Origin of the sequence: Aquamicrobium sp. NLF2-7 (genome assembly GCF_022359935.1) — a bacterium.
In the GTDB taxonomy this organism is placed as follows: Bacteria; Pseudomonadota; Alphaproteobacteria; order Rhizobiales; family Rhizobiaceae; genus Mesorhizobium; species Mesorhizobium lusatiense.
Map to the genome: position 1 here is coordinate 3,259,719 of NZ_JAKSED010000001.1, position 19,706 is coordinate 3,279,424.

The window sequence follows — 19,706 nt, forward strand, 5'->3', positions numbered from 1 at the left end:
AAGAAAACAGGAAGGCACCAATGCAAACTGGACTGAAGCCGGTCTGGGCGGGGCGCAACATGCGCCTCGACCCCTTTCGCTTGCCGCAGATGGTGAGCTACGCCAGCCGCGAGGACCATGGCGACGTTACCCTGACTGTGGACCATCGCGGCGCGGTCCTGCGCCGGACGCTGGAGATGAGCGGCCTGCCGGCCGTCATCGCGCTACCATCCAATGTGTTCCGGGGTGTTGCAGCCCGCGCGCTGGAAGACGCCGATGGCAATGTCACGGTGACGCTGGAACTTCTGCACGACGATCCCATGCTGTCCGTGCCGCTGCTGGTCGCCCATGATCTGGACGACGTGGCCGCCGACTGGCGCGCCTGGTCGGAAGCCTACCGGTTGCCCATGCTGCTGATCGAGGCTGATGGCGTGGCCCGCACGCTGGAGGAATCGCTTGGCGCTGCGATCAAGACCCTGCCGCCGCAGGAGCGCCGGCAGGGCCGCGCGCCGGCCCGCAGGCGTCCCCGCTTCCTTGCCCGCCGCCGCACCGGCAACCTTGGTCTGAGGCTGGTGATCGACGGTGAGGAAATCATCGCCCGGACCTGACACTCTCCGATAATCGACCACAACAAAAAGAACCCGGCAGGAAACTGCCGGGTTCTTCTGTTCAGACGGTGAAACCGATCTTAGAACGAACGCTGGAAGCGGAGGTAACCACCCCAGCCATCCTTCTTGCCGCCGATCTTGTTGTTGTTGATGTCGCGCTCGTAACCCGAGGCGTACACAACTTCCGGACGGATGTTGAAGCCGGGAACCAGCGCGTAGTTCACGCCGACTGCGGCACCGAAGGTTTCGTTGTCGTCGTAGGCCAGCTGCACGTCCAGTGAGCCTTTCTCGTTGAAGCGATACTGACCACCGCCCCAGACAGCCCAGTCGCCGCCCCAGACGCCATAGTAGCTGCTGCGGCCGGAAAGATCGAACTGGTCCGACCACCAGGCGCGCTCAGCATTGTAGTCCTGATAGCCAGCCATCACCCACAGGCTCAGAGCTTCGTTGACGTTGAAGTCGACGCGGACCTTACCGGCAACTTCACCGAAGTTGGCGTCGTAGCCGATCACGCCGGCAATCTTGCCCCAGCCCTGCGTGAACGAGGCGCCAGCCACGACATGCGGAACGTAGGAATCAAGGGTGTATTCTTCGCCCGAGCCCTCTTCCACGCCGATCGTGGCGGAGAAGCCATTGCCACCATCGAAGGTGTAGGCGATCAGGTGGGTTTTGCCCGGCGTGTAGTTGACGCCGATGCCGTCGTTGATGACCGAGCCGGCCGAGTCGGTCAGCGTCTCGAACAGCGAGTCGGTGTAAGCGATGGTCAGGCCGCCAAGCTGAATGATGGCGTGCTCAAGAGCCCATGCCGACGCGGTGTCGGAATACGTGTCATTGCCAATGTCAACTTCGACAGAATCGCGCTGATAGTAGGTGGCGATGAAGCCGCGCAGGGTACCGTACTCGGTCTCCGAACGGGCGTCGAAGGTGAGCTGGGCGCGCATGCGCTTGAAGTAGGTGTCGTTAATGTCGACAGTGTTACCGGTGCCGCGAATGAAGTTGTAGGCGTCCTTCTTGTCGATCGACTTCAGGCCCAGAGCGTCGCCCACGCCGATGTCGTAACGCAGGTAGCCGCCGATCTTCAGGCAGGTCTCGGTGCCGGGGATGTAGAAGTAGCCGGCGCCGTAGACGTCGCAGATGCGAACGTATTCGGCTGGTTCAGGCTCGGCCACGACGATGGCGTCGGCGGCGCGGGCGCCGGAGACTGCGACGAGAGCCGCAGCGGAGCCGAGAAGAAGGCTCTTGATGTTCATTTATGTTCTCCAGTTCAGAACTGAATGGTTTTCTGTGAGCCCGAAGGCCGTGGATGAAAAGATCGTGCGAGTCGCCCCCTCTTTCCGTGGTGATTGATTTCCCAGCCGGCCTTTTGAGGCAAGGAAAATTACATCTTTTGGTTGTGTAATTTTATATATTGCAATCAAATGTTGCATTAAAGGCACATGTCTGGGGGCGGCCGGAAGCCTGGTGGCGGTGCAGTTTCATCGGCGGATATGCAATTATAAATAGAGTATTTACAAATAATGCAACCTATGAGAGCGTATAGATCTCGATCTCCAGTCGAGAGAGGCCTCGCTATAGGGGGGCGGCCGTAACCTTTTACGAGGCCTCTTCTTTTTCCCTTTTGTGATTCTGAAAAATGCCCAGACGACCACCGTCTTCGATGAGTTGTCCCTGCCGGCATGCGTGCCGGAAATCTGACTGCGGTGGCTTTTGTACAACCCCGAGGTTGTATCTCTGCGGATGCGGTTCCGGTCTCAGGAATCGCGGGCAGGGTGCATTGGGGATGAGGAGAGAGGCTGCCGTCGATTTCAGGCGGCTTGCAGGACGGGGCGAGACATGCCGCCCGGAAATTCGTTCTGAGACGGGCGGGGATTGCACGAAAGCGTCCGGGGAACTCGCAATGAGAACGGAGCCTTGTCGGAAAGGGTAGCACCCCAGCCTTGATCTTCGGCCGCAGAGGGGCCGGATATGCAAGCAGACTGGATTGCCGCCGGGGCGCTGATCCTAAAGCGTGCCGCGATCTTTCAGATTCACTCCTTACGCTTTAAGCTATTGTTTTTATGTATGTCGTGATCCCGAAACCGGTTCCCACTTTCGGGCGACATGCTTTAGGCTGGCCTGAATTCGTCGATGCGCCAGGCGCCGGCCCCGACCATGCAGATGCGCACTTTGTAGAGCGTCACGCCGTCGAAACTTTCACGGCTGCTGGAAAAAGCGCGGCACAGTTCGCCTCTCGCTTTGGTCTCGGCAATCGCCGAGATTGCACCACGGGAGCCCGTATCCGCATTGGCCCATGCCAGGGGCTGTCCGGCCAGTTCTTCAAGATCGGCTGCGGAAGCCGCGTTGCGGATGGTCATCTGGTCGGCAGCAAGGCCGGCATCGGTGGCCGTGCCACTCACGGTGGATGGCACATTGCTGGTGATGATCGAACGGTCTATTTCAGCTTTGTCGAGGCTGAAACCGCCCATGCCGCAGCCACCGAGCGACAGGAGGACGACGCAGGCGATTGCCCTGACGGAGACGGAAATCCCGCGTGGAGTCCGCCGGTTGCCAGAAGCTTGCGCGTTGCGCGACAATCGCCCATCTCCGGTGAAAGTTAAAATTCGAGAAAAACTATGAGCGATGCCAAGTTAACAGATCATGACTTTACGCAGGAGGAAGAGCCGTTTCGCCTGTTTGCCCAATGGCTTGACGATGCGTCAGCTTCCGAGATCAACGATCCGAACGCGGTAGCGGTGGCCACTGTCGATGAGGAGGGCCTGCCGGACGTACGCATGGTGCTGCTAAAGGGCTTCGATGAGCGCGGCTTCACCTTCTACACCAATTTCGAAAGTGCCAAGGGCCGCGAAATCCTCGGCAGCATGAAGGCGGCCATGTGCTTCCACTGGAAATCACTGCGCCGGCAGGTGCGGGTGCGCGGACCTGTGGAAATCGTGTCGGATGCGGAGGCGGATGAATATTATGCCTCGCGCCCACGTGGCAGCCGGATCGGTGCCTGGGCCTCGAAGCAATCGCGGCCGCTGGAAAGCAGGTTCGCTCTGGAAAAGGCCGTTGCCGAATATACCGCACGCCACGCGGTGGGGAGCATTCCGCGCCCTTCTCACTGGTCCGGTTTCAGAATTCTGCCGAAGACCATCGAATTCTGGCACGATCGTCCGTTCCGGCTTCATGATCGCGTCGTTTTCTCGCGCCAACCCGATGGTACGGGCTGGCAGACGACACGCCTCTATCCATGAGAGGGAAATGAACACGCGGGAAGGGCAGGCGCAGGTATTGTTCCGCAGCTACAGCCGCAACAGCAACGCCGCCCTTCTGGCGCCGGACAGTGCCGATATCGATGCGCTGGCCGGCGCTTTCGCCGATCATTTTGCCGGTGCTGGTCCGGCAGGCATCATGGGCGGGACGAAAGATTCGTCATTCCCGGACATCCTGCGGCAGGGCTTCAGGAATTACCGCGCCATCGGCGGAACACGGTTCGAGATCGTGGCTCTCGACGTGGAGATGCTGGACGACGCCAACGCCACGGTCAAAGCGGACTGGGAATTCGACTACCTTCGCCCGCGGGACGGGGCGAAGGGAACGATTGCCTTCCGCAACATCTACTTCGTCAACTTCGCCGGCGGCGAGGCAAAGATCTTTGCATGGATCACCCCGGACGAGGCTCAGGCCATGAAGGATCACGGCCTGATCTGACGCTCAGCCCTTCTTCCGGTTCATGAAGGCCATGAGCGCGTTGCGCGCCTCTTCCGACGTCAGCCGTTCGCGGAAATGTGCACTCTCGATCCGGATGCGTTCCTTGAGCTCTTCGCGGGAGCCGAGCATGAGGTCGCGGGCGATCTTCAGGGCTTCCGGCGGCTTTTCGGCGATGTCTTCGGCCGCCGCCAGCGTCGTCTCCTCAAGCCTGTCCTCATGGACGACGCCGTAGATCAGGCCTGCCTGATGGGCGCGTTCGGCTGAAAAGCCTTCCCCGAGCCCAAGCAGCGCAAAAGCGCCCTGCCGGCCGAGCAGACGCGGAGCCAGCAGGCTGGACCCTGCTTCGGGCACGAGACCGAGATCGACGAAGGGGGTGCGGAACACCGTGCGCGGGGTGGCCAGCGTCAGGTCGCAATGCAGGTTGATGGTCGTTCCAATGCCGACGGCAATGCCATCCACGCCCGACACGATCGGTTTCTGCGATCCGGCCAGTGCCAGCAGGAAATCCCACACTTCGGTTCCGCCTTCGCCGCCGGTGGCAATGGCGAGGAAATCGGCAAGATCGTTGCCTGCCGAGAAGGCACCCGGCACGCCGAGAAAGACATGTACGCGCACCGCCGGATCGGCATCGCCGCCGGTCAGTGCGTCGGCCATGGCCGCATACATGGCGCGGGTCAGCGCATTCTTCTTTTCGGGCCGGTTCATGCGAATGAGCTGAACCGCGCCGCGCCGTTCGATCTGTATGTGATGGGTCAAGATCAGTTCCTCCCGAAGCCCGTCAGGCCGTTATCAGCGATGCGCCGGCAAGGCTGAGGCTTTCCGCACCGCCCAGCACCCGCTCTTTCAGCGCCGCGACTTCGCCCAGCATGTTCTCGGCGAAGAAGCGGGCGAGCGCAACGCGCTCGCTGTCGTGGCCGGCAAGGGCCGCCTGCGCGAGATAGGCGCCGCCGGCCACCAGAGAGATCAGGCGCTGATAAGGCGTTGCGGCGCTCAGCGCCTCCTGCATGGAGTTGCCGGCAAGCTTTTCCTGCAGGTAACGCGTCGCTTCGGTCAGGTCATCAAGCGCTTCGCGAAGCAATTTCTCGCTGCGGCCAAAGCCCTCCACGCCCTTCAGCCCGTCAACGATTGCGCCAAGCTCCCCGATATAGCCATGCACATGCTGGCCTTCGCCAAGCGGCAGCTTGCGGGTCACGAGGTCGATGGCCTGAATGCCGTTGGTGCCTTCGTAGATCGGCGCGATACGGGCATCACGGTAAAGGGCGGCAGCCCCCGTTTCCTCGATGAAGCCCATGCCGCCATGCACCTGCACGCCGAGCGAGGCGACGTCCACGCCGACATCGGTGGAGAAGGCCTTGGCCAGCGGCGTGAGAAGATTGGCGCGGTCGCGCCAGTGTTGCGCCTTGTCGCCTTCCGACACGCGCGCCATGTCGATGGCATGGGCACAGTTGTAGGAGATGGAGCGGGCGATCTGCGTCAGCGCCTTCATGGTCAGCAGGTTGCGCTGAACGTCGGGGTGGTGGACGATTGGCGCCATGCCTTCGCCCGTATAGGAAGCGGCCTTGCCCTGCCGGCGCTCATTGGCGTAGGCCAGCGCCTTCTGGAACGCCGCCTCTGCAATCGCCACGCCCTGCATGCCGACCGCCAGACGCGCATTGTTCATCATCGTGAACATGCAGGCGAGGCCCTTGTTTTCCTCGCCAATCAGCCAGCCGATGGCGCCGGGCTCCGCGCCGCCGAAACCGTCGCCATAGATCATGGTGCAGGTGGGTGATCCGTGAATGCCGAGCTTGTGTTCGAGACCCGAGCAGAACACGTCGTTGCGCTCGCCGAGCGAGCCGTCCGCGTTGACGAAGAATTTCGGCACGAGGAACAGGGAGATGCCGCGCGTTCCCGCCGGCGCGTCCGGCAGGCGCGCCAGCACCAGATGCACGATGTTGTCGGTGAAATCGTGCTCGCCATAGGTGATGAAAATCTTCTGCCCGAAGATGCGGTAGGTGCCGTCGCCCACGCGTTCGGCGCGGGTGCGCAGGGCTGCGAGGTCGGAACCGGCCTGCGGTTCGGTCAGGTTCATGGTGCCCATCCATTCGCCCGACACCAGCTTTTCGAGATAAGTGGACTTCAGCTCATCGGTGGCATGCTTCTCCAGCGCTTCGACCGCGCCCATGGTTAGCGTCGGCCCGATGCCGAAGGCCATGGAGGCCGAGTTCCACATTTCCAGAACGGCGACCGAGAGCATCATCGGCAGGCCCTGTCCGCCATATTCCTCCGGCCCGGTCAGGCTGTTCCAGCCGCCCTCGCGCCAGCGTGTGTAAAGATCCTTCCAGCCGGGAGGGGTGGTGACGGCCGCATCCTTCAGCACCGCGCCGACCTCATCTCCGGCCTTGTAAAGAGGCGCTACCTCTTCCGTGGCGAAACGCCCGGCCTCGGCCAATACCGCATCGACGAGATCGCTGCCCAGATCGCCCAGCGCGCCCGAGGCGAGCGCTTCCTCCAGTCCGGCCACATGCTTGAGAGTGAAGGCGATTTCTTCGACCGGTGCGCGATACATGCGGGCTCCTCCTGAGGCTGTTGGCGGCACTTACAGACTGCGGGGAACGGCGAGCGCCAGCTTCCCGCCTGTCCTTTTTACGTAAACGTCAAACTTTGTCACGCGGATTTTACGGACCCGCCCATGATCCTCGTCTTCGGGGAAGGTGCGGCCGATAGGACGTCAACAATCTGTTAACCATAAACGGTGAGGATTGCCGGTCAATCGCAAGGAACACCGGCTTGGGAGCAACGCAATCAGACTTTTGGCGCAGGCTGTTCGCCGCGGCGGCAATTGCGTTTGCCGCGCCGTCCACCGCGCTTGCGTCCGATTTCAGCGAGCCGTGGAAACGCGATGACCGCGCGCTGGTCATCGATGCCTACGAATATAATTCGATAGACTGGGCCGAGCTTGCGACCGACAAGCGCATCGTCGGCTTCATCAACAAGGCTTCCGACGGGCTGCCTCCGCCCTATGCCTGCAAGGGTGACGAGACCGAGGTGCGCTTGTGCCGGGCGCTGTTTCGCCGCCACGCGGTGGCAAAGGAGCTGTTTCAGACACGGCGCACCGTGGCGCGGGCGCTCGGCCTCGAATGGGGCGCCTATCATCTTGCCCGCCCCGGCAATCCGATCGAACAGGCGAACAATTTCATCGATTTCGCGCGGCCCGGTCCGGATGACCTGATGGCGCTCGACATCGAGGACAATGATCCGGAAAAGTGGATGTCGCTGGCCGACGCCGAGGAATTCGTGCGCCATGTGCATCGCCGCGTCGGACGCTTCCCGGTTCTCTACACCAACGGCTCGACCGCACAGCATATCGCCGACCACCGCCATCTCTATCCGCTGCTGTCGCGGCTGCCGCTCTGGTATGCGCGCTACAAGCCCGAGATCGACATGCATTTCCCCAAAGGCAACTGGCAGAGCTACGCACTGTGGCAGTTCGCAACGCAGGCCAACTGCAACGCCCGGCGCTGCCCGTATCGCGTGCCGGGCACACCGACCGACATCGACGTGAACGTCGCGGCGATGACGGCAGAGGAACTGCGTACCGCCTGGCCTTTCGGCGGTCTGGTCGGCGTGCCGGTCGATATGCTGTTTCGCGTGCCGGTGCCCGTCGCGCGCGCCGACGCGCTGGAGGGGGAAGTCACCATCGCATACGCCGATGTCTCCCAGCTGCCGACATTTTCAATGCTGGCCGAAGCGGCCGGCGAAGGCTGGCGCCGGATGCGTTATGGCTGGGCCGTGGCGATGAGCGGGCCTTACAAGGGCCGGTATCGCCATGGAATGGCGGAATATGCAGCTGGCAAGCTGGAGGCCTTCCAGCAGATGGTCGCCGACGCCGAATCCGCAGCCGGTATCGACCCGATAGCCACCGGATCGATCCCGGCTGCGGATTCGGCGAAGGATTAGCCTCTTTCGCGCTCCACCGCACGCCAGCCGATGTCGCGGCGGCAGAAGCCTTCCGTCCAGTCAATGCGCTCGACGGCTTCATAGGCGCTTTTCTGCGCTTCGCCGGCGCTTGCACCCATCGCGGTGACGTTCAGAACCCGGCCGCCATTGGCGATCAGTTCTCCATCACGCATCGCCGTGCCGGCATGGAAGATTTCTACATTCTCACCTGTAGCCGCAGCTTCGACGCCACGGATGACACTGCCTTTTTCCGGCGAGGCCGGATAGCCCTTCGCGGCCATCACCACGGTCAGCGCCGTTTCGTCGCGCCAGCGCGCGGATGTATGGGCGAGTTGACCATCCACAGCGGCGTTGAGCAGGACAAGCAGATCTTCCTTCAGGCGCATCATCAGCACCTGGCATTCGGGATCGCCGAAGCGGGTGTTGTATTCGATCAGCTTCGGGCCCTCGTCATCGATCATCAGACCGACGAACAGCACGCCCTGAAAGGGATGGCCTATTTCGGCCATGCCGCGCATGGTGGGCTCCACGATCTCGCGCATGGTGCGTTCGATGATTTCGGGCGTCATCACCGGCGCGGGCGAATAGGCGCCCATGCCGCCGGTGTTGGGCCCGGTGTCGCCGTCGCCGACGCGCTTGTGGTCCTGCGCCGTGCCGAAGGGCAGCGCCGTCCTGCCGTCGCACAGACAGAAGAAGCTGGCTTCCTCGCCCGTAAGAAATTCCTCGATCACCACTTCGGCCCCCGCAGCGCCGAAGGAGCCGTCGAAACAGGCTTCCAGCGCCTCGATGGCTTCGGGTAGCGACATCGCCACGGTCACGCCCTTGCCGGCAGCGAGGCCATCGGCTTTGACGACGATCGGCGCACCCTGTTCGCGTACATAGGCCTTTGCCGGCTCAAGCGCCGAAAAACGCCGGTAAGCGCCGGTCGGGATATTGAAGCGCGCGCACAGGTCCTTGGTGAAACCCTTGGAGCCTTCCAGTTGCGCTGCCGCCTTCGACGGGCCGAAGACGCGTATGCCCGCCGCACGCAGATCGTCGGCAAGGCCGGCCACCAGCGGCGCTTCCGGCCCGATGACGACGAGATCGATTGCCTGATCGAGGCAGAAGCGGCGCACCGCATCGTGATCGGCGATGTCGAGCGCCACCAGTTCGGCCTCCTCGGCGATGCCGGGATTGCCCGGTGCAGCGTAAAGCTTTGTCAGCAAAGGCGACGCCGCCAGCCGCCACGCCAGCGCATGCTCGCGGCCGCCGGAGCCGAGAAGGAGAACGTTCATGGGCAGACCTCGCGCGTGTCGGATTGCAAGGGTTTCCGCTATTGGCGATGGCTATCAAGGTCAAGGCGTAATGCCCGATTTGCGGCTGTTTCTACCAAAGCTCAGGTCATTGCGTCCGCTGCCGACAAATCCCATCTGGGATACATGCAAGCTGGGGTGAAGCCATGCCTGTCATAACCGAACGCGCCGACATCGCTGCATTCGTCGCTGCAGGGCAGGGAGATTTCAGCTTCATGGTCAAGGCGTTCGCCGAACCGGAATTCGCTAGGCCGGTGGCCGACTGGATCAGGACCCCGGTCGTACCGTACCTTAAGAATTACGGCGAAGACGGCGGGATTGATGACGGGGCGGCGCTGTTCATCGCAAGGCTGGATGACCGACTTGCAGGGCACATGGCCGTTTCACGCAACTGGAATGGCTATGCGCTGATCGGGACGATCGGTGTCGACCGCAGCATGCGCGGGCAGGGAATCGGCTCCGCGCTGATCGAACAGGCAATCGCTTGGACAAAGGTGGAGAACCTGCCCGGCCTGATGCTGGAAACGCAGAACAACAACCTTGCCGCCTGTGCGCTCTATGAGAAGCATGGCTTTCGTCTGGGCGGCATCGACCGCTGCCTCTATCGGGGCCTCGACCCGCAAAGCAACGAGATCGCCCTGTTCTGGTATCGCGAGGTTTAGCGGCGGAGTGCTTCAACCTGCGGCTTGACGCTCGCGCCCGCTCCTGCCACTTGAACCATCATGGAAACCATTCAGACGAAAGCATCGCAGGGACGCGTCGCCGATGCGCCGAGCGATCATTGGGTTTATCGTGTTCTGCCGCGCGCCCTGTGGCCATACGCGCAGCTTGCGCGCTGGGACCGTCCCATCGGCTGGCAGCTTCTTCTGTGGCCGTGCTGGTGGTCGGCGGCCATGGCGGCATCGGCCTATGCGCGCCCGGAAGATACGCTGGACTCGCTTCTGCCCCTGCCGTCGACGCTGATTCTCTTCTTCATCGGTGCCGTCGCCATGCGGGGCGCCGGCTGCACCTACAACGACATCGTTGATGTGAACATCGACAATCAGGTCGAGCGCACGCGCTCGCGCCCGCTGCCGTCGGGCAAGGTCAGCCGTCGCAAGGCGTGGCTGTTCCTCGTCCTGCAGGCGCTGGTCGGCCTTGCGGTTCTGCTGCAGTTCGACAGCTTCACCATCCTGCTCGGCATCTGCTCGCTGGCGGTTGTTGCGGCCTATCCGTTCATGAAGCGCATCACCAACTGGCCGCAATTCGTGCTTGGGCTCGCCTTCTCGTGGGGCGCGCTGATGGGCTGGTCGGCCGAGTTCGGCGATGTCGACGAGCCGGCCATCCTGCTCTATGTCGGCGCGATCATGTGGACGATCGGCTATGACACCATCTACGCCCATCAGGACAAGGAGGACGACGCCATCGTCGGCGTCAAATCCACCGCGCGCCTCTTCGGAGAGAATACGAAGGCGTGGCTGATCGTGCTCTATGGCGGCGCGCTGATGTGCTTTGCCGTGGCCTTCGCCAATGCGCAGGTGCCGATGCCGTCCATGGCCGGCCTCATCGCCGCGGCCGTTCATATGGGGCGTCAGATCCTCGTGCTCGACATCGATGACGGCGACCAGTGCCTGAAACTGTTCCGGTCGAACAATCAGGTCGGCTGGCTGATCTTCCTCGGTCTTGTTGGCGGTGCCTGCTGGAATTTCCTCAAGCCGATGATCTAGGCGAGAACCCCGTCGTCCGGCCCGCGTTGCCTGCCGGATCGAAGAATTGCCTTGCGGCTCTGGAATTTCTTCCTATGCGAGTACATATAATGGCCGACACCAACCCCGTTCATCTGGCAGGCAGGTTATATGCGCGACCCGTATGAGGTGCTGGGCGTTGCAAGGAACGCCTCGGCAAAGGAAATCAAATCGGCCTATCGAAAGCTGGCCAAGAAGTATCACCCGGACCAGAATCCGGATGATCCGAAGGCCAAGGATCATTTCGCGGCTGTAAATCAGGCTTATGAGATCGTCGGCGACGAGAAGCAGCGCGCAGCCTTCGACCGTGGCGAGATCGGCCCGGACGGCAAGCCGCTGTTCCAGGGTTTCGAGGGCGCGGCCGGCGGCGATCCCTTTTCCGGATTCCGGCGCCAGCAGGGGCCGGGAGGGACGCATTTTGAGTTCCGTGGCAATGGGCCCGGCGGCGAAGCTTTCGGCGAGGATATTTTCAGTCACATTTTCGGCGATGCCTTCGCCCGCCAGCAGGGCGCGCGTTCTTCTGGCGGTGAACGCAGGGGCCAGGCTCCGCGCGGTCAGGACATCAATGTCGAGCTTGGCATCAGCATCGAGGAAGCGGCAACAACACCGAAGGTGACGGCCCAGTTTCCCGATGGCCGCAAGATCGCCGTCAAGCTGCCCTCCTTTGTCGAGGACGGGCAGACCATCCGTCTCAAGGGGCAGGGCGCGCAGGGCTATGGCGCACCGGGCGATGCACTGGTCAAGATCCGCTTCCTGAACCATCCGCGTTATACCGTGGAAGGGCGCGATCTGCATGTCGACCTGCCGGTGCCCCTGCGTGACGCGGTTCTGGGGGCCAAGATCGCTGTGGAAACGCCAACCGGCAAGCTGGCCGTCAACGTGCCGGCATGGTCCAGTTCCGACAAGGTGCTGCGCCTGAAGGGCAAGGGTCTGCCGACGAAGGCCGGCGGGCATGGCGACCTCTATGTACATGTCCGGGTGATGCTGCCGGAAGGCGGCGACAGTGAGCTTGAGGCGCTGATGCGCGCGAAGAAGGTGTGACCGGCAGTCGGTTCATTGACGTTTGAGACCTTGAAGCCCGCAAGCGCCTGTGCGATAGGGCTTGCTCTCAAGCGGACAATTTGCGGAGAACGCTGACATGGCGGGTGTACAGGGCCTCATGGCCGGGAAGCGTGGCCTCATTCTGGGTGTCGCCAACAATCGCTCCATCGCTTTCGGTATCGCCAGAGCCTGTGTCGATCACGGAGCCGAAATCGCGCTGACCTATCAGGGCGAGGCGTTCAAGAAGCGCGTTGAGCCGCTGGCGGCGGAACTTGGCGCGCATATCGCAGGCCATTGCGACGTGACCGATCCGGAAAGCCTGGATGCGGTGTTTGCGGAGGTCGAGCGCCATTTCGGCAAGATCGACTTTCTGGTGCACGCCATCGCCTTCTCCGACAAGGAGGAGCTGGACGGGCGCTATGTCGAGACGACGCGCGCCAACTTCAACCGCACCATGGAAATCTCGGTGTTTTCCTTCACCGACATCGCCAGACGCGCCGAAGCGATCATGAACGATGGCGGCTCGCTGCTCACGCTGACCTATTACGGCGCCGAGAAGGTGATGCCGCATTACAACGTGATGGGCATTGCCAAGGCAGCACTTGAAGCCAGCGTTCGCTATCTGGCCGTCGATCTGGGCGGGCGCGGGATCCGCGTCAACGCCATCTCGGCCGGTCCGATCAAGACGCTGGCCGCATCGGGCATCGGCGACTTCCGCTATATCCTGAAGTGGAACGAGTACAACTCGCCGCTCAAGCGCACGGTCACGCCGGAAGAGGTCGGTGATTCGGGCCTCTATCTGCTGTCCGACCTGTCGCGCGGCGTTACCGGCGAGGTGCATCACGTCGATTCCGGCTATCATGTCGTGGGCATGAAGGCTGTCGACGCGCCGGACATCTCCACCATCAAGGACTGACACTCCACATTTCTTTTCGGCCTCCGGGCCGAGGTTGTCAGAGGATACCCCCGGAAAATGCCTGCACCTGTTTATGTGGTGCGTCACGGTCAGACCGACTGGAACGCGGAACTTCGTCTTCAGGGGCAGGCCGACATCGATCTCAATGCCCTGGGCCGGGAGCAGGCGGCGGCCAACGGACGTGCGCTCGCCGGCCTGATCGGTGATGCGGCAGGATATGATTTCGTTGCAAGCCCGATGGCGCGCACCCGCCACACGATGGAGTTGCTGCGCGGCGCGATGGGTCTCGATCCCATGGCCTACCGGATGGACGAGCGCCTCAAGGAGCTGAATTTCGGCGACTGGCAGGGCTATACGGCTGACGAGCTGGAAGCGCTGCATCCGGGCTCGACCCGCGAGCGCCATCTTGCCAAATGGGATTTCCAGCCGCCCGGCGAAGGTGCGGAAAGCTATCAGATGCTTCTGGAGCGGGTGACGCCTGTATTTCGCACCCTGCAGGGTCCCTCAGTCTGCGTGACCCATGGCGGAGTGATCCGCGGGCTGTTCCGCTTTGCCGGTGGGCTGAGCAAGGAAGAAGCCTGCGCGCTCACCATTCCGCAGGATCGCATCCTGCGCTGGCAGGGCGACAGGCTGGACTGGCTCTGAGGAGCCTTTCTGTCCGCTGACGCCTGCCTTATTCGACGACCTGCCTTATTCGACCACCTGCATGTCGGTGATGACATTTTCGCCGCCGGTCACATCATAGGCGATGACGACTTCCATTCCGGCGCTGAGTGCGTCCACGTCCATTTCGGCGTTGAGCTTGTAGGATTTGCCGTTATCGAGCGTCAGGGTCATGTTTTCCTTGCTGACCTGTTTGATGGTCCCTTCGGCCTGCTCGGCCAGGGCCATGCCCGAAAGCATCAGGAGGGCTGCAGCGGCGCCAGCGAAAATGCGCCCGATTCGAATTTGCATGTGTCGTCCTCTTGTTTCTTGCTCCGGCCTGACGCCGGTTGATTGCGGAGACGCGGCGATGTGAACAGAACCAGCCCAATGTGTCAAAGCTTAGACGCCGTCGATGACGGTTTGACCACCGCAAAAAACGCCAATAGAACGCTGGCAACATCGGATCGGGACCGGGCCATCCAACAGGCCCCGGCGTGAAAAGGCAGGGATTTGCCAATGTCGCACAACACGTTCGGCCATCTGTTCCGCGTCACCACATGGGGCGAAAGCCATGGTGCCGCGCTTGGCTGCGTGGTCGATGGGTGCCCGTCCGGCACCCGCTTTACGCTGGCAGACATCCAGTCGGAACTCGACCGACGCCGTCCGGGTCAGTCGCGCTTCGTCACGCAGAGGCGCGAACCCGATCAGGTGAAGGTGCTCTCGGGCTTCGTCTTCGATGAGGATGGAGAGACGATGATCACCACCGGCACGCCCGTCTCGATGCTGATCGAGAATGTCGACCAGCGCTCGAAGGACTATGGCGAGATCGCGCGGCAGTATCGCCCCGGCCATGCCGACTACACCTATGACGTCAAATACGGCCTGCGCGACCATCGCGGCGGCGGGCGCTCATCCGCGCGCGAAACCGCTGCGCGCGTCGCCGCCGGCGCTCTTGCCCGCAGGATAGTCCCCGGCCTCGTGGTGCGCGGCGCTCTGGTTTCCATGGGCGTGAAGGACATCGACCGCGCCAACTGGGACTGGGATTTCGTCGGCCACGAAGACAATCCGTTCTTCACGCCGGACCCGGCTTCGGTTCCTGTTTTCACAAGCTATCTGGACGAAATCCGCAAGGCCGGCTCCTCGGTCGGGGCAATTGTCGAGATCGTGGCGGAAGGCGTTCCGGCAGGCCTCGGTGCGCCGCTTTACGGCAAGCTCGATCAGGACATTGCCGGCAACCTGATGTCGATCAACGCGGTCAAGGGCGTGGAAATCGGCAACGGCTTCGAGGCGGCCCGCATCACCGGCGAGGAGAATGCCGACGAGATGCGCATGGGCAATGACGGCCGCCCGATGTTCCTGTCCAACAAGGCTGGCGGCATCCTTGGCGGCATTTCGACCGGCGCGCCGGTGGTGGCGCGTTTCGCGGTCAAGCCGACATCCTCGATCCTGACCCCACGCCTTTCGATCGACAAGGATGGGGCGGAAGTGGAAGTGCGCACCAAAGGCCGCCACGATCCGTGTGTAGGTATTCGGGCGGTGCCGGTGGGCGAGGCCATGGTCGCCTGCGCCATCGCCGATCACTATCTGCGCCATCGCGGCCAGACGGGCAGGGCTGACGCGTAGCCGGCTGCGAACGGGCGGACTTGCCCGTCCCTGTTCGAGGCCTTATGCCGTTTCTTATTCCGTCGTTCTTTTTTAGCGAAGCGAGCCTCATGTCCTACGACCAGAAGAAGATCGTTGAAGCCATCCGCGCCTTCGAGCGCGGCGAGATCGTCGTGGTCATGGATGATGACGGGCGCGAGAATGAAGGCGATCTGATCGTCGCCGCCGTTCACTGCACGCCGGAGAAGATGGCCTTCATCGTGCGCCACACTTCCGGCATCGTCTGCACCCCGATGCTGCGCGAGGATGCGCGCCGGCTCAACCTTGCGCCCATGGTGGCGGAAAACGATTCCGCCCACACCACCGCCTTCACCGTGTCCGTCGATTTCAAGCATGGCACGACGACCGGCATTTCGGCGGACGATCGCACGCTGACCGTGCGCAATCTGGCCAATGGCAATGTCGGCCCGTCCGATTTCGTGCGCCCCGGCCATATCTTCCCGCTCATCGCCCGCGAAGGCGGTGTTTTGATGCGCTCGGGCCATACGGAAGCGGCCGTCGACCTGTGCAAGCTGGCCAATCTGCCGCCCGTCGGCGTCATTTCCGAACTGGTCAATGACGATGGAACGGTGATGCGCGGGCCTCAGGTGCAGGCGTTCGCAGAGAAGAACGGGCTGAAGCAGGTTTCAGTGGCAGACCTCATCGCCTACCGCCAGCGGCAGGAAACGCTGGTCGAACGCGTCGCCAGCACCGACATAGAGACACCCGGCGGCAAGGCCAGACTTTATGCCTATACGCTCCCCTGGGACCCGATGCAGCATCTCGCCGTGGTCTTCGGCGACATTCGCGATGGCGAGGAAGTGCCGGTGCGCCTGCATCCGGAAAATGTCGTTTCCGACGTGTTCGGAACGGGCGGCAGGCTGGATGGTATCATGGAGACGATGGGTGCGCAGCAGCGCGGCGTCATCGTCTATCTGCGGGAAGGATCCGTCGGTGTCGGCCAGAAGGAGAGCCGCAGCCGGGGCGGAGATGAGGATCACGAGGAAGCCCGCAATCGCGAGAACGAGTGGCGCGAGATCGGACTGGGGGCGCAGATCCTGAAGGATCTCGGCATTTCGTCGATCAATCTCATCGCCTCGCGCGAGCGTCATTATGTCGGGCTGGAAGGCTTCGGCATTCGCATCGTCTCGACCGAAATCCGATAAGCATTTCGCGTTCATAGCGCATCAGGCGAAAGACCTTTGAAAAGCAGGCTCCGGAGAGATTCTCCGGAGCCTGCGAGCATTGATGCCTCATCACTCCGCCGGCTGCGCCAGAGTGTTGCCGGGTATTTCCTGCCGGCCGCCGGCAAGGCTCTTCTGGCCGGCAAGTACTGTCAGCAGGGAGGCAAAGGCGGCTGCGACCGACACAAAGAAGCCGCTGTGCGCGCCGAATGTGTCGACGACCCAGCCGGCCGCGAAGGCTCCGAGCGCCATGCCGATGCCGATACCCGTCATCACCCAGGTGATGCCTTCCGTCAGCATCGCTTCTGGCACGCGCCGCTCGATCAGGCCGAAAGCGGTGATGAAGGTCGGCGAGATCGCCAGCCCGCTGATGAATACGGTTATAGCCAGCATCAACACAGTGTCAGCGAGAAGCAGCGGCAATGTGGTAAGTGCGATGGCCGCTACCGATATGAGCATCCGTCGGGGCAGCGGCATCGTGAGGTTGAGGCCCCCCACGATGATGCCGACGATGAAGGACCCCAGCGCATAGACGCCGATCACGAGGCTGGCTGCACCCGGCTGGCCCAGTTCCTTCGTCATCGCGACGGTGCTGACCTCGGCGGTGGCGAAGATGACCCCGACGAAGATCAGCGCAAGTGTGATGATCTGGACCGGGCGCAGGCGGATGGCTGACCCCGTGGCGCGTTCGGCCGATGGCTCCAGACGTGGTTCCGTAGAACGCTGCAGGAGAAATGCCGCCGTGCCGACGGCGAGGAACAGTGTGCTCGCCAGCATCCCGGCTTCAGGAAACAGCGCGACGCTCAAGCCGACCGACAGCGATGCACCGGCAATATAGACCAGTTCATCGGCGACGGATTCGAAGGCGAAGGCCGTGTACAGTCCGGGCTGGTCCCTGAAAATGCCGGTCCAGCGCGCCCGCACCATTGCCGGTATGCTGGGCATGGTGGCGGCAATCAGGGCGGATGCGAACAATGTCCACACCGGCCAATGCTGGTTGGTGGCGACGATCAGGACAAGGAAGGCGATTGCGGAAATCGTCGCGGCGGGCGCGGCCACTGTGGTCTGGCCCAGACGGTCGATCAGCCGTGAAATCTGCGGCGCCAGAAATGCGTTGGTCAGCGCATAGGTGGCGGAGACCGCACCGGCCAGCCAGTATTCGCCGTGAGTCTGGGACAGCATGGCCACGATGCCGATTGGCGCCATGGCGATGGGAAGACGCGCGATGAAGCCGGCGGCGGCGAAGCCTTTCGTGCCGGGCGCGCGGAATATCTCGCTGTAGGGATTGGGCATCTGGAATGCTCCTCGACATTTGGTGGAGCGCCACTTACATAGTTTCGCATACGTGGCGTATGCGAAACGAGATAGCGACATACGCCGCGTATGTCAATTGACATACATTGCGTATGCGAGTGAACATATGTGAATGGATGGAGAAAATGCGCAAGCCACGCTCGGAAATGATCGCGGAAACCCGCGCCAAACTGATCGACGCCGCCCGCAAGGCGTTTGTCGAAAAGGGGTATGCCGAGGCATCCATGGATGATTTCACCGCCGAGGCAGGGCTGACTCGCGGCGCCCTTTATCATCACTTCGGCGACAAGAAGGGCCTGCTGCTGGCGGTGATCGTCGAGATCGATGCCGAGATGTCGGAGCGTCTGGCTGCTGCTGCGGACATGTCGGCGAGCCGCTGGCGGCGTTTCGTGGACCAGAACGTCAACTATCTGAATATGGCGCTGGAGCCGGAGATACAGCGCATTGTCCTGTGTGACGGTCCTGCGGTTCTGGGCAATCCCTCTGCCTGGCCGACCGCGCTGAACTGCATCGAGGTGATCTCGTCGGGCATCCGGGAGCTTCAGGAAGAGGGCGTGGTGCGGGAGATGGACGCGGAAGCCGCCGCAAGGCTGATCACCGGCGCATCTACCTTCGCCGCCCAGTGGATCGCCAATGCGCCTGACCCTGCCGCCGCAGCGGGCAAGGCGGTGGAGGCTTTCAAGATGCTTCTGGATGGATTGCTGCTCGATGACGCAACGCCTGGTCCCGCCTGTTGACAGAGCGCCGTCCCGTGGCTTCTGGCATGGCAAAAAGTCGTGCAAAAGCCTATATCAGGTCGGATGACGACCCGTCTCTACAGCCATCCGGTCTATCTGGAGCACCTGACGCCGCCGGGACATCCGGAGCGGCCTGACCGGCTGCGCGCCATCGAGCGTGTGCTGATGGAAGAGCCATTCGAATTGCTGGACCGCGCCGAGGCACCGCAGGGCGACGAGGCGACGCTTCTCTATGCCCACCCCGAAAGCTATGTGGAGCGGCTGCGTGCGGCCGTGCCGGAGGAGGGCATCGCCACCATCGATGGCGACACCGTCATGAGCCCGAAGAGCTGGGATGCCGCCCTTACCGCGATCGGCGCGGCCAATGCGGCGGTGGACGATGTGTTCTCTGGCGCTGCCAGCAATGTCTTCGTGGCCTCGCGCCCACCCGGCCATCATGCCGAGAAAGCGGCGGCCATGGGCTTCTGCCTGTTCAACAATGCCGCGATCGCCGCCCGCCATGCACAGAAGAAGCATGGCGCCGAGCGGGTCGCCATCATCGACTGGGACGTCCACCATGGTAATGGCACGCAGGATATCTTCTGGGATGATCCGAGCGTTCTCTATTGCTCGACGCACCAGCTTCCCCTGTTTCCGGGCAGCGGACGGCGCAACGAAACCGGCGCGTTCGGCAATGTCGTCAATGTGCCGCTGGCACCCGATACGGGCTCCGAGGCATTCCGCGAGGCCTTCGGCACCCGCATCCTGCCCCGCATCGATGATTTCGCGCCGGACCTCATCATCATCTCGGCCGGTTTCGATGCCCACCACCGTGACCCGCTGGCGGACATAAACCTGACCGAGGACGATTTCGACTGGGCGACGGGCTATGTGCTGGAACGCGCGGCACGCTATTGCGACAACCGGCTCGTCAGCCTGCTGGAAGGCGGCTACGACCTGCACGGGCTGGCGTTTTCTGTCGCGGCCCATGTCGGTCGCCTGATGAAGGGATAGAAT

At 62.5% G+C, this 19,706-nt stretch carries 20 protein-coding genes; 13 read left to right on the forward strand and 7 right to left on the reverse strand.

All coding sequences use genetic code 11. The features are described from left to right. Positions 1-20 precede the first annotated feature (20 nt). Positions 21-587: a DUF6101 family protein gene (locus MIC97_RS15995; protein WP_239800838.1), complete on the forward strand. Its 567-nt coding sequence runs from the start codon at positions 21-23 to the stop codon at positions 585-587. An 80-nt stretch (positions 588-667) separates the two neighbouring features. Here the strand turns inward: MIC97_RS15995 and MIC97_RS16000 are convergent, their stop codons facing one another. Both MIC97_RS16000 and MIC97_RS16005 read right to left on the reverse strand, forming a co-directional pair. After that, positions 668-1,837, reverse strand: coding sequence for a porin (locus MIC97_RS16000; protein WP_239800839.1), 1,170 nt, complete (start codon positions 1,835-1,837; stop codon positions 668-670). A gap of 855 nt (positions 1,838-2,692) precedes the next feature. Beyond that, entirely contained in the window at positions 2,693-3,160 is a 468-nt protein-coding gene (locus MIC97_RS16005) for an RT0821/Lpp0805 family surface protein (RefSeq protein WP_239800840.1), read from the reverse strand. A gap of 39 nt (positions 3,161-3,199) precedes the next feature. Here MIC97_RS16005 and pdxH point away from each other — a divergent pair, with 39 nt between their 5' ends. Both pdxH and MIC97_RS16015 read left to right on the forward strand, forming a co-directional pair. After that, positions 3,200-3,820, forward strand: coding sequence for a pyridoxamine 5'-phosphate oxidase (gene pdxH / locus MIC97_RS16010; protein WP_239800841.1), 621 nt, complete (start codon positions 3,200-3,202; stop codon positions 3,818-3,820). A gap of 7 nt (positions 3,821-3,827) precedes the next feature. Then, positions 3,828-4,277 (forward strand): hypothetical protein, encoded by a 450-nt coding sequence (locus tag MIC97_RS16015; protein WP_239800842.1) that lies wholly within the window; start codon positions 3,828-3,830, stop codon positions 4,275-4,277. A 3-nt stretch (positions 4,278-4,280) separates the two neighbouring features. On the opposite strand, the gene MIC97_RS16020 is transcribed toward MIC97_RS16015, so the two are convergent. Both MIC97_RS16020 and MIC97_RS16025 read right to left on the reverse strand, forming a co-directional pair. After that, complete coding sequence (locus MIC97_RS16020) at positions 4,281-5,033, reverse strand: crotonase/enoyl-CoA hydratase family protein (protein WP_183828145.1); 753 nt, start codon at positions 5,031-5,033, stop codon at positions 4,281-4,283. Positions 5,034-5,055: 22 nt separating this feature from the next. Continuing rightward, the gene (locus MIC97_RS16025; protein WP_239800843.1) at positions 5,056-6,825 is read right to left on the reverse strand and encodes an acyl-CoA dehydrogenase; all 1,770 of its coding nucleotides are present in this window, start codon (positions 6,823-6,825) and stop codon (positions 5,056-5,058) included. Positions 6,826-7,079: 254 nt separating this feature from the next. On the opposite strand from MIC97_RS16025, the gene MIC97_RS16030 reads away from it, so the two are divergent. Continuing rightward, positions 7,080-8,216: a GH25 family lysozyme gene (locus MIC97_RS16030; RefSeq protein WP_239801171.1), complete on the forward strand. Its 1,137-nt coding sequence runs from the start codon at positions 7,080-7,082 to the stop codon at positions 8,214-8,216. Here the strand turns inward: MIC97_RS16030 and purD are convergent. Beyond that, positions 8,213-9,490, reverse strand: coding sequence for a phosphoribosylamine--glycine ligase (gene purD, locus MIC97_RS16035; protein ID WP_239800844.1), 1,278 nt, complete (start codon positions 9,488-9,490; stop codon positions 8,213-8,215). The genes MIC97_RS16030 and purD overlap by 4 nt on opposite strands. Before the next feature lie 164 nt (positions 9,491-9,654). Between purD and MIC97_RS16040 the strand changes: the two genes are divergently transcribed. From MIC97_RS16040 to MIC97_RS16060, 5 genes are all read left to right on the forward strand, one after another. Continuing rightward, the gene (locus MIC97_RS16040; RefSeq protein WP_239800845.1) at positions 9,655-10,170 is read left to right on the forward strand and encodes a GNAT family N-acetyltransferase; all 516 of its coding nucleotides are present in this window, start codon (positions 9,655-9,657) and stop codon (positions 10,168-10,170) included. A gap of 60 nt (positions 10,171-10,230) precedes the next feature. Then, complete coding sequence (gene ubiA / locus MIC97_RS16045; protein ID WP_239800846.1) at positions 10,231-11,214, forward strand: 4-hydroxybenzoate octaprenyltransferase; 984 nt, start codon at positions 10,231-10,233, stop codon at positions 11,212-11,214. Positions 11,215-11,343: 129 nt separating this feature from the next. Continuing rightward, positions 11,344-12,273, forward strand: a complete 930-nt coding sequence (locus tag MIC97_RS16050) for a J domain-containing protein (RefSeq protein ID WP_239800847.1) — start codon at positions 11,344-11,346, stop codon at positions 12,271-12,273. 97 nt (positions 12,274-12,370) lie between these two features. Beyond that, on the forward strand, positions 12,371-13,189 hold the full coding sequence (gene fabI, locus MIC97_RS16055) for an enoyl-ACP reductase FabI (protein WP_183828163.1): 819 nt from the start codon (positions 12,371-12,373) through the stop codon (positions 13,187-13,189). A 57-nt stretch (positions 13,190-13,246) separates the two neighbouring features. Then, positions 13,247-13,834 carry a histidine phosphatase family protein gene (locus MIC97_RS16060; protein ID WP_239800848.1) on the forward strand — a complete coding sequence of 196 codons (588 nt, stop codon included), beginning with the start codon at positions 13,247-13,249 and terminating at the stop codon, positions 13,832-13,834. 45 nt (positions 13,835-13,879) lie between these two features. Here MIC97_RS16060 and MIC97_RS16065 read toward each other — a convergent pair whose 3' ends face one another. Then, positions 13,880-14,143 (reverse strand): DUF1344 domain-containing protein, encoded by a 264-nt coding sequence (locus MIC97_RS16065; protein WP_183828169.1) that lies wholly within the window; start codon positions 14,141-14,143, stop codon positions 13,880-13,882. Between the two features lie 207 nt (positions 14,144-14,350). On the opposite strand from MIC97_RS16065, the gene aroC reads away from it, so the two are divergent. Further along, entirely contained in the window at positions 14,351-15,457 is a 1,107-nt protein-coding gene (aroC, locus tag MIC97_RS16070; protein ID WP_239800849.1) for a chorismate synthase, read from the forward strand. Between the two features lie 89 nt (positions 15,458-15,546). Beyond that, positions 15,547-16,641, forward strand: a complete 1,095-nt coding sequence (ribB, locus tag MIC97_RS16075; RefSeq protein WP_183828175.1) for a 3,4-dihydroxy-2-butanone-4-phosphate synthase — start codon at positions 15,547-15,549, stop codon at positions 16,639-16,641. 90 nt (positions 16,642-16,731) lie between these two features. Here the strand turns inward: ribB and MIC97_RS16080 are convergent, their stop codons facing one another. After that, a complete protein-coding gene (locus tag MIC97_RS16080; protein ID WP_239800850.1) occupies positions 16,732-17,952 on the reverse strand; it encodes an MFS transporter in 1,221 nt (406 codons plus the stop codon). Between the two features lie 146 nt (positions 17,953-18,098). Here MIC97_RS16080 and MIC97_RS16085 point away from each other — a divergent pair, with 146 nt between their 5' ends. Next, entirely contained in the window at positions 18,099-18,710 is a 612-nt protein-coding gene (locus tag MIC97_RS16085; RefSeq protein WP_239800851.1) for a TetR/AcrR family transcriptional regulator, read from the forward strand. Between the two features lie 63 nt (positions 18,711-18,773). Next, entirely contained in the window at positions 18,774-19,703 is a 930-nt protein-coding gene (locus MIC97_RS16090) for a histone deacetylase family protein (RefSeq protein WP_239800852.1), read from the forward strand. The last annotated feature ends 3 nt before the right edge of the window (positions 19,704-19,706 follow it).

Excerpts from the sequence above, each read along its gene's own strand:
- pdxH (WP_239800841.1), top strand. The coding sequence starts at position 3,200 with ATGAGCGATGCCAAGTTAACAGATCATGACTTTACGCAGGAGGAAGAG.
- ribB (WP_183828175.1), top strand. The coding sequence starts at position 15,547 with ATGTCCTACGACCAGAAGAAGATCGTTGAAGCCATCCGCGCCTTCGAG.
- fabI (WP_183828163.1), top strand. The coding sequence starts at position 12,371 with ATGGCGGGTGTACAGGGCCTCATGGCCGGGAAGCGTGGCCTCATTCTG.
- ubiA (WP_239800846.1), top strand. The coding sequence starts at position 10,231 with ATGGAAACCATTCAGACGAAAGCATCGCAGGGACGCGTCGCCGATGCG.
- purD (WP_239800844.1), bottom strand. The coding sequence starts at position 9,490 with ATGAACGTTCTCCTTCTCGGCTCCGGCGGCCGCGAGCATGCGCTGGCG.
- MIC97_RS16060 (WP_239800848.1), top strand. The coding sequence starts at position 13,247 with ATGCCTGCACCTGTTTATGTGGTGCGTCACGGTCAGACCGACTGGAAC.
- MIC97_RS16085 (WP_239800851.1), top strand. The coding sequence starts at position 18,099 with ATGCGCAAGCCACGCTCGGAAATGATCGCGGAAACCCGCGCCAAACTG.
- MIC97_RS16025 (WP_239800843.1), bottom strand. The coding sequence starts at position 6,825 with ATGTATCGCGCACCGGTCGAAGAAATCGCCTTCACTCTCAAGCATGTG.
- aroC (WP_239800849.1), top strand. The coding sequence starts at position 14,351 with ATGTCGCACAACACGTTCGGCCATCTGTTCCGCGTCACCACATGGGGC.
- MIC97_RS16040 (WP_239800845.1), top strand. The coding sequence starts at position 9,655 with ATGCCTGTCATAACCGAACGCGCCGACATCGCTGCATTCGTCGCTGCA.
- MIC97_RS16090 (WP_239800852.1), top strand. The coding sequence starts at position 18,774 with ATGACGACCCGTCTCTACAGCCATCCGGTCTATCTGGAGCACCTGACG.
- MIC97_RS15995 (WP_239800838.1), top strand. The coding sequence starts at position 21 with ATGCAAACTGGACTGAAGCCGGTCTGGGCGGGGCGCAACATGCGCCTC.
- MIC97_RS16065 (WP_183828169.1), bottom strand. The coding sequence starts at position 14,143 with ATGCAAATTCGAATCGGGCGCATTTTCGCTGGCGCCGCTGCAGCCCTC.
- MIC97_RS16000 (WP_239800839.1), bottom strand. The coding sequence starts at position 1,837 with ATGAACATCAAGAGCCTTCTTCTCGGCTCCGCTGCGGCTCTCGTCGCA.
- MIC97_RS16015 (WP_239800842.1), top strand. The coding sequence starts at position 3,828 with ATGAACACGCGGGAAGGGCAGGCGCAGGTATTGTTCCGCAGCTACAGC.
- MIC97_RS16050 (WP_239800847.1), top strand. The coding sequence starts at position 11,344 with ATGCGCGACCCGTATGAGGTGCTGGGCGTTGCAAGGAACGCCTCGGCA.
- MIC97_RS16080 (WP_239800850.1), bottom strand. The coding sequence starts at position 17,952 with ATGCCCAATCCCTACAGCGAGATATTCCGCGCGCCCGGCACGAAAGGC.